Origin of the sequence: Rathayibacter sp. VKM Ac-2929 (assembly GCF_022815495.1) — a bacterium.
In the GTDB taxonomy this organism is placed as follows: Bacteria; Actinomycetota; Actinomycetes; order Actinomycetales; family Microbacteriaceae; genus Rathayibacter; species Rathayibacter festucae.
Genome location: NZ_JALGRV010000006.1, coordinates 109,729 through 123,455, shown reverse-complemented (window position 1 = coordinate 123,455; position 13,727 = coordinate 109,729). Strand labels below are relative to the sequence as shown.

Below are 13,727 nucleotides of genomic sequence, written 5' to 3'. Positions count from 1 at the left end.
GCGCGGGCGCTCGCTCGGAGTGCCTGCGTCGACCCGCCCGCACCACGACAGGTCGGCCGAGACGCCGACAGAATCGACGGAACCCGTGTCCACTTCCCGCACCGCCGCGCCGCCGGCCCGCTCGCGCCTCTGGCGCGCAGCCGGCCTGGCCACCGCGCTCGCCGTGACCGCCGGCATCGCCCTCGCCGGCTCCGCCCCCGCCCAGGCCGCCACGACCGGCCAGTACCTCGTGTCGGTCGACTCGAGCTCCATCTCGGAGCAGGTCGTCGCCGCGCTCGGCGTCGCCGACGACGTGCAGTTCGAGGGCGGCGTCGCGGGCTTCACCGCCCCGCTCACCGAGCGCCAGAAGGCGGTCCTTGAGGCCGACTCGCGCGTCCTCGGCATCACCCCCGCCGACCAGGTCGTCGACGGCCAGGCGCAGACCGTCCCCTCGCACGTGCTCACCGCGGAGGCCGACAAGGCCCCGGTGCGCGCCGGCGACGGAGTGACGAACTACACCGGTCCGGCCGTCGCGGTCATCGACTCCGGCGTCAGCTCGCACCCCGACTACAACCTCAAGGAGCAGATCAACTGCTTCGGCTCGGGCACCGCCGCCGACGCCAACGGCCACGGCACCGGCGTCTCGGGCTACATGGCCGCGCTCGACAACGGCACCGGCTCGGTCGGCGTCGCCCCCGGCGCTCCGATCTACTCGGTCCGCGCGCTCGACGCGAACAACCGCGGCAACACCGGCACCCTGATGTGCGCCCTCGACTGGGTCTCCGCGAACGCGGCGAAGTACAACATCAAGGTCGTCAACATGTCGCTCGCCACCTACGGCACCGACGACGGCAACTGCGGCCGCTCGAACGGCGACGTGATCCACCAGGCGATCTGCGACCTCGAGGCCAAGGGCATCGTCTCCGTCGGCTCCGCGGGCAACACCTCCGAGGACCTCGCGGGCTGGATCCCCGCCGCCTACGACGAGGTGCTCGCCGTGACCAACATGGCCAACTACGACGGCAAGCCCGGCGGACTCGGCTCGGCGCCCTGCGGCGTCCAGACCAAGGACGACGCGGTCTCGACCAACAGCAACTTCGCCGTCTCGGCTGCCGACCAGAAGCACACCATCGCCGCCCCCGGCATGTGCCCGTACACCACCAAGAAGGGCGGCACCTACGCCTACATCCAGTCGGGCACCAGCATGGCGGCCGCCGGCACCAGCGGCGTCGTCCTCGACTGCATGAGCTCCGGTGGATCCTGCGCGGGCAAGAGCCCGGCGCAGGTCCGCGCCCAGGTCATCGCGCAGGCGAAGGCGGCGACCGAGCGCGGCCGCACCTTCCAGGGCGACCCGACCCGCCCCGTCGCCGGCCGCTACTTCGGCTACGCGGTGAGCACGATCCCCGTCGGCACCGTTCCGACGCCGGACCCGACGCCGACGGCCACGCCGACCGCGACTCCGACGGCGACGCCCACCGCGACTCCGACGGCCACGCCCACGGCGACCCCGACCTCGACTCCGAAGCCGACCGCCACCCCGACGCCGACCGCGACGCCGACCACCCCGCCGGCGACCGACACGCAGAAGCCGACGGTGAGCATCACGTCGCCCTCGACCAACACCACGGTCGTCGGCTCGATCCGCCTGGTGGCCTCGGCCAGCGACAACGTCGGAGTGACGGCCGTCGCGTTCTACGCCGGCGGCACGAAGCTCGGCAACGGCGTCCTGCAGTCGAACGGGACGTGGACGCTGTCCGCCAACTCGAAGTCCTACCCGAACGCCAGCTACCAGGTGACGGCCAAGGCCCAGGACAAGGCCGGCAACGTGACGACCAGCTCGGCGATCACGCTCCGCGTCGCGAACTGAGCTACTGAGAACCGAGAAGAGCGGTTCAGGGGCGTGCCGTGTGCACACCCCTGAACCGCTCTTCTCGGTTAAGACCTTCGTTCTGCAAGCGGAAGTCTCCGACGCGCAGGGTCGGCGAAGAGGGGCGCGGCGCATCCATGCTGATCGAGTAGCGCGCGGAGCGCGCGTATCGAGATCCACCACGGTCAGGACGCGAGTCTGCAGACCCGCCCTGCTGGCGGTGGTGGGTCTCGATACGCCCCTCCGGGGCTACTCGACCGGCATGACGCGTCGCCGGAGTCGGTTCGCCCGCAGCGTCAGGGGCGGGTGGCGGCGCCGATCAGGCGCGTGAGGGTGTCGCGGACGGCGATCAGCTCGTCGAGGGGGAGGTCGAGGCGCTCGACGATCTGCGGCGGGACCTGGAGCGCCCGCTCGCGGAGGGCGGCTCCCTCCGGGGTGAGCGCGACGTCGAGGCGGCGCTCGTCCTCGGTGCTGCGGGCGCGCGTGACGTAGCCGCCGGCCTCCAGGCGCTTCACCAGCGGGCTGAGGGTGGCGGGCTCGAGGTGCAGGGCGGCACCGAGGTCGGCGAGCGAGCGCGGGGCGCGCTCCCAGAGCGCGAGCATCACGAGGTACTGCGGGTGGGTGAGGCCGAGCGGCTCGAGCACGGGGCGGTAGAGGCCGATGACGGTGCGGGCGGCCACGGCGAGCGAGAAGCAGACCTGGTTCCGCAGGGCGAGCGGGTCGGTGTCCCCGGGATCGGCCACCACGGCTTCGTCCTCCACGGATTCGTCCTCCCTTTCCCCTCGCGCACTGATCATTAGTACACTAAGCATATGGCCAAGCCGACCCGCTCCCTCTACCAGCGCTTCAACGCGCGGCTCTTCCCCTGGCTCGGCCCGCCGCCGCTCGGGCCCTACGACCAGCCCGAGCCCGAGGCTCCCGCCGGCCGCGCCTGCCCGCTCTGCGGCCGCCTGATGTCGGAGCACGTGATCGACCGCAGCGGCCCGCGCACGCAGCTCTACTGCCCGGACGCCGTCGCCGAGGGGGACGCCGGCACCGTCGCCTGACGGCCCGATCGGCCCCTCCGGCGTCGCACGTCCCCTTTCGGGGGTCACGGGGTCGCGCCGCCGGGGGCGGATGATGAGCGCATGTCCCGTCAGCGCTCCGACTCCGCCCGTGCCGTCCAGTTCTCCCGCTTCGGCGGCGTGGACGTGCTCGAGATCGCCGACATCGCGCGGCCCCAGCCCGGGCCGGGGGAGGTGCTGGTCGAGGTCCTCGCGGCCGGCGTGAACCACATGGAGGCGTTCATCCGGCGCGGGATGTTCGACTCCGACCACTCCGCGGCCTTCCCGATGCGCCAGGGCACCGACTTCTCCGGCATCGTCGTCGGCCTCGGTGACGGCGTCACCGACCTCAAGCTCCGCAGCGACGTCGTCGGCCACGCGCTGGTCGGCTCGCACGCCACCCACATCGTCGTCCCGCGGGAGAACCTGGTCGCCAAGCCCGCCTCGGTGAGCTGGGAGGTCGGCGGCGCGCTGTTCCTCGCCGGCGTCACCGCCTGGCGCGCGATCGAGGCCACCCACATCGGGCCGGACGACACCGTGGTCGTCTCTGCGGCGGCGGGCGGCGTGGGCAGCATGGAGATCCAGCTGGCGAAGCTGCGCGGCGCGACCGTGCTGGGCACCTGCGGCGAGCGCAACTTCGACTACCTCCGCCAGATCGGCGTGAAGCCGATCGTCTACGGCGAGGGCATCGCCGACCGCATCCGCGCCGCGGCGCCGAACGGCGTGACCGTCTTCCTCGACAACTTCGGCGGCGACAACGCGGCGCTGGCCGAGGAGCTCGGGATCGAGCCGGCCCGCTTCCACTCCAGCGACGACCGCAAGGAGATCGAGCTGCGCGCCGTCTGGCCCGACGCCGAGACCGCGCGGCGCGACACCGAGATCCTCGGCGAGCTGGTCGCGCTGGTCCGCGACCAGAAGCTGCGAGTGCTGGTCTCCGGCTTCTACCCCTACGGCTTCGTCCAGGACGCGTTCGACGACCTCGAGAAGCGGCACTCCCGCGGCAAGATCGTGCTCGGCATGAATCCGGTCGACGCGGGGCGCGTGACCAAGGCTCGCGACATCCACGAGGCCGGTGCCTAGCGTCGGCCCTCGGGCCTAGGCTCGGCTCTCGGGAGGGAGCCGCGTGGAGGAACCGGTCGTCGCCATCATCTGGATCGTCTCGTTCGTGGTCGTCACCGTGCTGGTGACGGGGCTCTCGGGCAAGGCGGGCTGGTCGGCTCCCGTGGCGCTGGTCGCCGTCGGGGCGCTGGCCTCCTTCGTCCCCGGGATCCCCGAGGTGGTGGTCGAGCCGGACGTCGTCCTCTACGGGATCCTGCCGCCGCTGCTCTACGCGGCGGCGATCCGCACCTCGGTGCTCGACGTCCGCGCCCGCGGCGACAGCATCCTGCTGCTCTCGGTCGGGCTCGTCGTCTTCACGGTGCTGGTGGTCGGCGCGGTCGCCTGGGCGGTGGTGCCGGCGATCTCGATCGCCGCAGCCCTGGCCTTCGGCGCGATCGTGGCGCCGACCGACGCCGTGGCGGTGACCGCGATCGCGGGGCGGCTGCGGCTGCCGCGGCGGATGCTGACGGTGCTGGAGGGCGAGAGCCTGCTCAACGACGCGACCGCGCTGGTGGCGCTGAACGCGTCGCTGCTCGCGATCGTCAGCACCGTGACCCCCGGCGGGATCGCGCTCGACTTCGTGCTGGCCGTCGTGGTCGGGGCGGGGGTCGGCATCCTGATCGCGGTCGTCCTCGGCTTCGTGCGCAAGCAGGTGTCCTCCTCGGTGCTGGACACGAGCCTGTCGCTGGTGACGCCGTACGTCGCGTTCATCCCGGCGCAGCTGCTGCACGGCTCGGGGGTGCTCGCGGTCGTGGTCGCGGGGCTGTTCCTCGGCTTCCGGGCGCCGGTCATCCAGTCGGCGCAGGCGCGGATCGCGGAGTCGCTGAACTGGCGCACCATCCAGTTCCTGCTCGAGAACGCCGTCTTCCTCTTCATCGGGCTGAGCCTGTCCTCGGTGGTCGCGGCGACCGCCGACTCCGACATCGGCGTCTGGCAGGGCATCGGCATCAGCGCCGCGCTGCTCGGGGCGCTGATCGGCAGCCGGGTGCTCTGGATGTGCCTGACCACCGTCCTCTTCCGGCACGGCCCGCGGCGGCTGCAGCAGCGCGGCTGGACCTGGCCGACGGCACTCGGGGTGTCCGTGGCCGGGATCCGCGGCGTCGTCACGCTCGCCGCCGCCTTCCTGCTGCCGGTGGAGACGCCGCAGCGGGCGTTCCTGCAGTTCCTGGCGTTCGTGGTGGTCGCGGGGACGCTGGTCGAGGGGCTCGCGCTGCCGCGGGTGGTGCGGCTGCTCAGGCTGCCGGCGCCGAACGAGCAGCAGGAGCACGTCGAGAAGCAGATGCTGCTGGCGGAGGCGCAGTCGGCCGGTCTGGCGCGGCTCGACCAGGAGCCGCAGGACGGCGTCGAGGAGCGGGTGCTCGACCGGCTGCGGCGGAACGCGGTGTTCCTCGCGGACGCGCTGGAGAACCCGCCGGAGGGGGAGGGTGCGGAGCCGCTGACCCACTCCTACAACCGGCTGCGGCGCGTGATGATCGCGGCCGAGCGCGAGGCGGTGCTCAAGGCGCGCGCCGAGGGGCGCTACCAGGAGCCGGCGGTGCGCAGCGCGCTGGCGTTCCTCGATGTCGAGGAGGAGGCGCTGGCGGTGGGGCGGCAGTAGGCGACCTGCCTCGGCCGCCTGGAGCGAGCGGTGAAAATCCTATAGGATCGACGGGTCCGGCCGGAGGGCCGGCCCACTCGATGATGAGGAGCCGACGAGCATGACCCGTCTCTGGAACGAACCCGCCGACTTCGCCGACGACATGGTCGACGGCTTCGTCCGCGCCAACGGCCGCTGGGTCCGCAAGGTGGTCGGCGGCGTCTCCCGCTCGACCCGCTCCGAGGAGCCCGAGGTCGCGGTGGTCATCGGCGGCGGCTCGGGCCACTACCCGGCCTTCGCCGGACTGGTCGGTCCCGGCCTCGCCCACGGCGCCGCGATGGGCAACCTCTTCGCCTCGCCCTCGGCGCACCAGGTCGAGTCGGTGATCCGCGCGAGCGAGCAGGGCCGCGGCGTGCTGCTCAGCTACGGCAACTACGCCGGCGACGTGCTGCACTTCACCGCCGCGCAGGACGCGGTGCTCGCCGACGGCATCGACTGCCGCACCGTCACCGTGACCGACGACATCTTCAGCGCGAAGCCCGAGGAGGCGCACAAGCGCCGCGGCATCGCCGGCGACCTCACCGTCTTCAAGGTGGCCGGGGCCGCGGCCGCCGCGGGCTACGCGATCGACGACGTGGAGCGGGTGGCCGTGCTCGGCAACGCGCGCACCCGCTCGCTCGGCGTCGCCTTCACCGGCTGCACACTGCCCGGAGCCGACGAGCCGCTGTTCTCGGTGCCCGAGGGCCGGATGGCGGTCGGCCTGGGCATCCACGGCGAGCCCGGGATCGACGAGGTCGACATCCCGAGCGCTGCGGAGCTCGCCGAGCTGTTCGTGACGCACCTGCTCGCCGACGCCGAGATCCCCGAGGGCGTGAGCGTCGACGGCGCCCGGGTCGTCCCGGTGCTGAACGGGCTCGGCTCGGTGAAGAGCGAGGAGCTGTTCGTCGTCTTCAGCACGATCGCCGATCTGCTCGAGGCGCGCGGGATCACCCTCGTCGACCCGCAGGTGGGCGAGTTCTGCACCAGCTTCGACATGGCCGGCGTCTCGCTGACGCTGTTCTGGGTCGACGAGGAGCTCGAGACGCTGTGGACGGCGCCGAGCGATACGCCGGCCTTCCGCACCGGGGCGGTCGACGGCGGCGCGCTCGTGGCCGTCACCGCGACGCAGGCCGAGGAGGTCGCCGCCGAGGTCGGCGAGGCCTCGGAGGAGTCGCGCGCCGCGGCGGCACGGCTGTCCGACGCGATCGCGGCGATCCGCGACGTGATCGACGCGAACGCCGACGAGCTCGGCCGTCTGGACTCGATCGCGGGCGACGGCGACCACGGCATCGGCATGCAGCGCGGGGCGCGGGCGGCCGCGCAGGAGGCCGCCGACGTGCTCGAGCGCGGGGCGGGCGCGCAGACGCTGCTCACCCGGGCCGGCGACGCCTGGTCGGACCGCGCGGGCGGGACCTCCGGCGCGCTGTGGGGGGTCATCCTCCGCAGTGTCGGCGAGGCGCTCGGCGACGACCGCGCCGTGAGCGCGCGCGAGGTGAGCGCGGGAGTGACCGCCGCCTCCGACGCCGTGCGCGGCTACGGGAAGGCGAGCGTCGGCGACAAGACGATGGTCGACGCGCTGGTGCCGTTCGCCGGGACGCTGGCGGAGCGGGCCGGTGCGGGCGACGCGCTCGCCGACGCGTGGGGCGCCGCCGCCGGGGCCGCGCGCTCGGCCGCCGACGCCACCTCCGATCTGATGCCCGGACTCGGTCGCGCGCGCTCGCACGGCGAGAAGTCGCTCGGGACGCCCGACCCCGGCGCGATCTCGTTCGCGCTGATCGTCGAGGCGATCGCGCCGCAGCTCGGTGCCGCCTCCGGCACCGCATCGACCACGGACGCACCGTCCACGACTGCACCGACCACCCACGAAGGAGAGACCGCATGAGCACCACCTGGAGGATCGTCGTCGGATCCGACGACGCCGGCTACGACTACAAGGAGATCCTGAAGCGCGACCTCGAGGCCGACGACCGGGTCGTCTCGGTCGTCGACGTCGGCGTGGATGCGGAGTCGCACACGCCGTACCCGAGCGTCGCGATCGCGGCGGCCGAGCTGGTCGCGCGCGGCGAGGCCGACCGGGCGCTGCTGATCTGCGGCACCGGCCTGGGCGTCGCCATCGCGGCGAACAAGGTCGAGGGGATCCGCGCTGTGACGGCGCACGACTCCTTCTCGGTGGAGCGCGGCGTGCTCTCGAACGACGCGCAGGTGCTCTGCATGGGGCAGCGCGTCGTCGGCATCGAGGTCGCCCGGCGGAACGTGCGGGAGTGGCTCGGCTACGTCTTCGACGAGTCGAGCGCCTCGGCCGCGAAGGTGGAGGAGATCGTCGCGTACGAGCGCTCGGGAGCGACTGCGTAAGCTGAGCCGACCGCTGTGCCGAGCGCCCCGAACCGGGTGATCCGCGGCGCGCCCCTTCCGCACCGACCCGCGAGGCTGTGATGACCGACGCCGTGTTCCGCCTGACCGGCGCGGAGTCGATCGAGCGGCGGGGGCTGCGCGACCACGTCTACGAGCGCGTGCTCGACGTGCTGCTCGGCCCGGACATCGAGCCGGGCATGCGCCTGTCGATCGACGCGGTGGCGCGCGAGCTCGGCGTCTCGCCGACGCCGGTGCGCGAGGCGCTCGTGCAGCTGGAGCGGACCGGCCTCGTCACCCGGGTGGCCAACAAGGGCTACCGGGTGGCGCCGCCGCTCGCCGACGACCAGCTCGATGCGCTCTTCGACGCGCGGCTGGTGCTCGAGAGCGGCGCGGCGGCGCTCGCCTCGGCGCACGAGGCGGCGCTGGTGCCGCGGCTGCAGGAGGCGCTCGCCGCGCACGAGGCGATGACCGCCGTCGTGCGCGCGGCCTCGACCGAGGGCGAGCTGCCGGTGGCGCTGCTGCGCGAGTACTTCGCGGTGGACTGGAACTTCCACCACCTGATCTTCGAGGGCACGCACAACCCGTTCCTGATCGACATGTCCGAGGCGATCTCGACGCGCGTGCACCGGATGCGCCAGACCGTGCAGACCGGCGTCAGCGACGCTGACGACGCCGTGCTGGAGCACCGGGCGATCGTCGACGCGTTCGCGGCCGGCCCGGAGGCGGCGGCGGCGGCGATGCGCGTACACATCGAGCGGGTGCGCGAGCGCTCGCGCCGCGACTCCGTCCGCTGACGCTGCGGCTGCGCGGGGGTCGGCGCCTGCCTTCATGCTCGTCGAGTAGCCCCGTCGGGGCGTATCGAGACCCGGCGTCTGCAGGGGGTGGATCTCGATACGCCCGCTGCGCGGGCTACTCGATCAGCATGGGCCGCGCGAGGCGCGGGCTGCTTGATCGGGATGGACCGCGCACTGCGCGGCTGCTTGATCGGCAGGGGCGGCCCGCTGTGCGGGCTGCTCGATCAGCCGGAGGGCGGGACGGCGAAGGGCCCGTCCGCGGCTGCGGTCGGGCCCTTCACGGTGGCGGCGGGTCAGTGGCCCGCCTGGACGCTCGTGGTCTCGAGCAGCTCGTCCGCCTTGGAGCCGCGGAAGAACTTGGTGCAGAACATCATGGCGGCGGCGAGGAAGGCGAAGACGCCGAGGGAGACGACTCCCCACACGCCGCTCTCGGTGGGCACGGCCTCGTTGAAGCCGTTGCGCATCAGCGGGGCGACGAAGCCGCCCAGGTTGCCGAGCGAGTTGATCAGGCCGATGCCGGCCGCGGCCGCCGCTCCGGTGAGGAACGCGGTCGGGTAGGCCCAGGTGATCGGTCCGACGGAGAGGAAGCTCGCCACCGCGAGGGTGATGAACAGCAGGCCGAGGATCGGCTGGCCGGCCGACCCCGCCCAGGCCGAGCCGAAGATCGACAGGCCGGTGAAGATGTAGAACATCGCGCCCCAGGAGCGGCGGCGGCGGATCGTGTTGGCGTGCTGTCCGACGTAGTAGCAGGCGAACAGTCCCACCAGCCACGGGATGGCCGAGACGAGGCCGACCTGGAAGCCGACGTCCTGCCCGATCAGGTTCGCGACCTGCTGCGGGAGGTAGAACGTGGTGCCGTAGACCGCGATCTGCAGGCAGAAGTAGATGATCGTGAAGTACCAGACCTTCCAGCTGGCCATCGCCTTCCAGATGCCGGTCGGGCCGTCGGCCTGGCGCACGGTGTCCTCGCGCTCCATCGCCGCCGTCAACGAGTCCTTCTCGCCCTGCGTCAGCCACTTCGCCTTCTGCGGATGGTTCGTCAGGAACTTCAGCGCGGCTATGCCGGCGAGCACCGCGAGCACGCCCTCGGTGAAGAACATCACCTGCCAGCCCTCCCACGGGGTGATCTGGTTGCCGACGCTGATCAGGCCGCCGCTGAGCGGGGCGCCGAGCATCTGCGAGAACGGCTGCGCCAGGTAGAAGATCGCGAACATCTGCACGCGCACTTTGTTGGGGAACCACTCCGACAGGAACATGATCACGCCCGGGAAGAGCCCGGCCTCGGTCACGCCGAGCAGGAAGCGCAGGATGATGAACATCGTGTCGCCGGTGGTGAAGGCGAACGCGGCGGCGACGATGCCCCAGGTGACCGCGATGCGGGCCAGCCAGAACCGGGCGCCGAAGCGCTTGAGCAGCAGGTTGCTCGGGATCTCGAAGATCGCGTAGCCGATGAAGAAGATGCCGGCGCCGAGCGCGAACGCTCCGTCCGAGATGCCGCGGTCGACCGAGAGCGCCTCCTCGGCGAAGCCGACGTTGGTGCGGTCGAGGAACGCGACGAAGTAGAGGATGACGAGCATCGGCATCAGATGCCGCGACGCCTTCGAGATGGCGGATTTCAGCGCGGGATCACGGGTGGATCCGAGGGCTGGGGACGAGGTGGTCAAGGCGCTCTCCTTTGAGTCGGCCGAATGCGGTGAGGGGTGGGAGGGGTCAGGAGCCGAGCGCGGGCAGGATCTGCGCCATGCCGACGGCGACGAGGATCACGCCGACGCCGAGGAAGATCCAGCGGCCGAGCGACCAGGTTCCGGTGAGCTTGTTCATGGGGACGTCCGTTCCAGAGCTGAAGGGGATCAGTGCCGAGGGGGGATCAGAGTCGAAGGGGATCAGTGCATGTAGAGGCCGCCGTCGACGTTCAGGGTCTGACCCGTCACGAAGCCGGCGTCCTCGCTGATGAGGTACGCGATCGCCGCGGCGATGTCGCGAGGCGTGCCGATGCGCGGGAGCACGCCGTCGGCGGCCATGGCCGTCTTGCGCTCCTCCGTGAGGGTGCCGCCCATGATGTCGGTGTCGATCGGGCCGGGGGAGATCGCGTTGACGGTGATCCCCTGTCCGCCGAGCTCGCGGGCGACGCTGCGGGTGAAGCCGATCACGCCGGCCTTGGCTGCGGAGTAGGCGGTCTTGCTGAAGGTGCCGCCGCCGCGCTGCGCGGAGACGGAGGAGAGGCTGACGACGCGGCCGACGCCGCGGGTGACCATCGACTCCACCGCGCGGCGAGTGCTGAAGTGCACGCCGTTGAGGTTGACGTCGAGGACCCGCTGCCACTCCTCGGGGGTGACCTCGAGGTAGGAGACGGGGGAGGCGATCCCGGCCAGGTTGACCAGCGCCACGACGGGCGGGAGGGCGGCCTCGAGCGTGTCGAAGGCGGCGCGGACCTGCGCGTCGTCGGCGACGTTCGCGCCAGCTCCGGCGGCCTGGACGCCGTGCTGCTCGGCGATCTCGGCGGCCACCTCCTGCGCGGCCTCGGCGTGCAGGTCGATGATCCCGACGTTCCAGCCGAGCTCGGCGAGGTGGTGGGCGGAGTAGCGGCCGATGCCGCGCGGGGACGCGGCGCCGGTGAGGACGACGGTCCGGGACTCGGGGAATGCGGTCATGAGGGTGCTCCTTCTCGGTCGGCGCGTCAGGCGATCGGCGCGGGGCCGAGCTCGTCCATGAGCTTCTTGATGGCGACGTAGGCGCGGTTGCGGTACGCGATCAGCTCCGCGGTCCGCTCGGCGGGCACGTCGAGGTAGCCGGCGCCGGACTTGGTGCCGAACTTCCCGGCGTCGACCAGCGCGGCCAGCGACTCCGGGGTGGCGAAGCGCTCGGGCCAGCGGGTCTGCAGCGAGGCGTAGCAGAAGGCGTAGACGTCGAGTCCGGCCATGTCGGCGATCGCGAACGGGCCGAAGACGGGGAGGCGGAAGCCGAAGGTGGTGCGGACGATCGTGTCGATGTCCTCGGGGGTGGCGATGCCCTCCTCGACGATCTGCGTCGCCTCGTGGAAGAGCGCGTACTGCAGGCGGTTGAGCACGAAGCCGGTGGAGTCCTTGACCCGCGCGGTCTCCTTGCCGGTCGCGGCGACGATCTCCTCGGCCAGGGCGATCGCGCTCTCGGCGGTGCCCTCGTGCGGGATCAGCTCGACGCCGGGGATGAAGGGCGCCGGGTTGGAGAAGTGCACGCCGAGGAAGCGCTCGGGGTTCGTCACGGCCTCGGCCAGCGAGCCGATCAGGATCGTCGAGGTGTTCGAGCCGATCACGGCGTCGGGGCGCGCGGCGGCGCTGATCCGGCGGAGGGTCTCGTGCTTGATCTCGATCTTCTCGGGCACCGCCTCCTCGATGAAATCGGCGGTCGCGACGGCCTCCTCGATCGAGGCGGCGGGGGAGAGGTTCCGCCGGATGCGCTCGACCGCGTCCTCGGGGAAGAGGCCGTCGGCGACGAACTGCGCGGTCTCGGTGAGCAGGCGCTCGTAGTTGCTGCGGGCGATCTCCTCGGAGATGTCGGCGATGACGACGGTGGCGCCGGAGAGCGCGAGGACCTGGGCCATGCCTCCGCCCATGTAGCCGGAGCCGACGACGGCGATGGTGCGCGCGGTCGGGGTGGTCGAGCCGGTGGTGTCGCTCATGTCTGTCGTTCCTTACTGCGAGGCCCGGGCCGCGCGGGGCAGCAGCGAGCGGATGTAGGTCTGGTTGGTCGAGCACATGCCGAGGCTGTCGCCGCCGTAGTGCTCGGCGAGGAGGATGCCGCGGAAGCCGCCCTCCACCGCGTCGCGCAGGACCTGGCGGTAGTTGATGAGACCGGCCTCCATGGTCGAGGGGACCGAGGTGGCCCAGGAGCCGTCGGCCGACTCGTCGCGGGTGTAGTTCTTCACGTGCATGTAGTTGGCGTAGGGGAGCGTCTTGGCGAACAGCTCGCGCCAGTCCTCGACCGGGCGGTGCAGGCGGATGAGGTTCGCGACGTCGGGGTTGAGGCCGACGTTGTCGAGACCCACCTCCTCGACGAAGCGGACGGCGCTGTCGGCGGTGCCGAGGTAGGTGTCCTCGTAGAGCTCGAGCGCGAGCGGGAGGCCCACGTCGGCGGCGTGCTTCCCGAGCTCGCGGATGCGGCGGACGGCGGCGTTCAAGACGTCGGGGTCGTCGGGGTCCTTGGGGCCCTCGGCGGTCCAGAACCAGAGCGCGCGCTTCTGCGCGGCGCTGAACGGCTGGTGCAGTCCGGTCGAGAAGACCTGCATGCCCCACTCGGCGGCCGCGTCAATGGTGCGGTGCGCGTAGGCGAGGTTCTTCTCCTCGTGCCCGGGCATGATCACGCTCTGGCGCTGCAGGTGCACCGAGGGGATGCCGATGCCGTGCGACTTCGCGATGCTGAGGAACTCGTCGCGGCGCGAGGGCTCGAGGTCCGCCGGGCGGACGTGGCTGTCGGCCAGCTCGGCGAGGGTGAAGCCGACCTGCTCGACCTGGGCGAACATGTCGTCCCAGACCTCGGGGGCCGCGTCGTGCAGGGCGACGCCGTCGCGGCCGACGGGCGGGATGCCGTGCAGGCAGGTGGCGATCGGCCAGGTCTCGGCGGTCCAGCTGTCGGGGTTCCAGTCGACGCCGTCCCAGGACTGCGCCCCCTGGAGGTTCGGCGCCCCCTGGACGGCCCGCGCGGGTGTGCTCTCGCTCATCAGTGCTCCATTGCGCTCGATTGCGACCGGCGTTGGTCGCACAAAAGATCCTATAGGAAATATAGTCCTGGAGCGGCGGAGCGCAAGGGGCGGGTGGGAGCGCGGTCGGCGGGACGAGGTTCGGCGAGGGTGGCGCGCGGTGCCGTCGTCCGAACCGAGCGGTCGGCGGCCCGCCGCCCCGACCACCTCCGGCACGTGGAAACCGCTCCGGCACGCTGAAGCCGTTCGATTCCGCGAGCCCGGGCCGAAACGGCGAGCCGAACATCAGCGCCGAGCACCTCCG

The 13,727-nt window shown here is 72.1% G+C and carries 12 protein-coding genes; 7 read left to right on the top strand and 5 right to left on the bottom strand.

Annotated elements, in window-relative coordinates:
- The first annotated feature begins 85 nt into the window (after window positions 1-85).
- Window positions 86-1,846 (top strand): Ig-like domain-containing protein, encoded by a 1,761-nt coding sequence (locus MT355_RS21710; protein ID WP_243600694.1) that lies wholly within the window; start codon window positions 86-88, stop codon window positions 1,844-1,846.
- A 296-nt stretch (window positions 1,847-2,142) separates the two neighbouring features.
- Here MT355_RS21710 and MT355_RS18810 read toward each other — a convergent pair whose 3' ends face one another.
- Window positions 2,143-2,607 carry a MarR family winged helix-turn-helix transcriptional regulator gene (locus MT355_RS18810; protein ID WP_243600693.1) on the bottom strand — a complete coding sequence of 155 codons (465 nt, stop codon included), beginning with the start codon at window positions 2,605-2,607 and terminating at the stop codon, window positions 2,143-2,145.
- Window positions 2,608-2,658: 51 nt separating this feature from the next.
- On the opposite strand from MT355_RS18810, the gene MT355_RS18805 reads away from it, so the two are divergent.
- From MT355_RS18805 to MT355_RS18780, 6 genes are all read left to right on the top strand, one after another.
- Window positions 2,659-2,892 carry a hypothetical protein gene (locus tag MT355_RS18805; protein WP_160091094.1) on the top strand — a complete coding sequence of 78 codons (234 nt, stop codon included), beginning with the start codon at window positions 2,659-2,661 and terminating at the stop codon, window positions 2,890-2,892.
- A gap of 81 nt (window positions 2,893-2,973) precedes the next feature.
- Window positions 2,974-3,969 (top strand): NADP-dependent oxidoreductase, encoded by a 996-nt coding sequence (locus tag MT355_RS18800; RefSeq protein WP_243600692.1) that lies wholly within the window; start codon window positions 2,974-2,976, stop codon window positions 3,967-3,969.
- 43 nt (window positions 3,970-4,012) lie between these two features.
- Entirely contained in the window at window positions 4,013-5,584 is a 1,572-nt protein-coding gene (locus MT355_RS18795) for a sodium:proton antiporter (RefSeq protein WP_243600691.1), read from the top strand.
- Between the two features lie 100 nt (window positions 5,585-5,684).
- Window positions 5,685-7,484, top strand: a complete 1,800-nt coding sequence (locus tag MT355_RS18790; protein WP_243600690.1) for a dihydroxyacetone kinase family protein — start codon at window positions 5,685-5,687, stop codon at window positions 7,482-7,484.
- Window positions 7,481-7,954 carry a ribose-5-phosphate isomerase gene (locus tag MT355_RS18785; RefSeq protein ID WP_123741040.1) on the top strand — a complete coding sequence of 158 codons (474 nt, stop codon included), beginning with the start codon at window positions 7,481-7,483 and terminating at the stop codon, window positions 7,952-7,954. Before MT355_RS18790 ends, MT355_RS18785 begins: the two co-directional genes overlap by 4 nt.
- Window positions 7,955-8,034: 80 nt before the next feature.
- Complete coding sequence (locus tag MT355_RS18780) at window positions 8,035-8,748, top strand: GntR family transcriptional regulator (RefSeq protein ID WP_123448089.1); 714 nt, start codon at window positions 8,035-8,037, stop codon at window positions 8,746-8,748.
- 293 nt (window positions 8,749-9,041) lie between these two features.
- Here the strand turns inward: MT355_RS18780 and MT355_RS18775 are convergent, their stop codons facing one another.
- The 4 genes from MT355_RS18775 to MT355_RS18760 all read right to left on the bottom strand — a co-directional run bounded on the left by MT355_RS18775 (window position 9,042) and on the right by MT355_RS18760 (window position 13,444).
- A complete protein-coding gene (locus tag MT355_RS18775; protein WP_243600689.1) occupies window positions 9,042-10,412 on the bottom strand; it encodes an MFS transporter in 1,371 nt (456 codons plus the stop codon).
- Between the two features lie 219 nt (window positions 10,413-10,631).
- On the bottom strand, window positions 10,632-11,399 hold the full coding sequence (locus MT355_RS18770) for an SDR family NAD(P)-dependent oxidoreductase (protein WP_243600688.1): 768 nt from the start codon (window positions 11,397-11,399) through the stop codon (window positions 10,632-10,634).
- 26 nt (window positions 11,400-11,425) lie between these two features.
- Window positions 11,426-12,406 carry a 3-hydroxyacyl-CoA dehydrogenase family protein gene (locus tag MT355_RS18765; protein WP_243600687.1) on the bottom strand — a complete coding sequence of 327 codons (981 nt, stop codon included), beginning with the start codon at window positions 12,404-12,406 and terminating at the stop codon, window positions 11,426-11,428.
- Between the two features lie 12 nt (window positions 12,407-12,418).
- The gene (locus MT355_RS18760; RefSeq protein ID WP_243600686.1) at window positions 12,419-13,444 is read right to left on the bottom strand and encodes a sugar phosphate isomerase/epimerase; all 1,026 of its coding nucleotides are present in this window, start codon (window positions 13,442-13,444) and stop codon (window positions 12,419-12,421) included.
- Window positions 13,445-13,727: the final 283 nt, after the last annotated feature.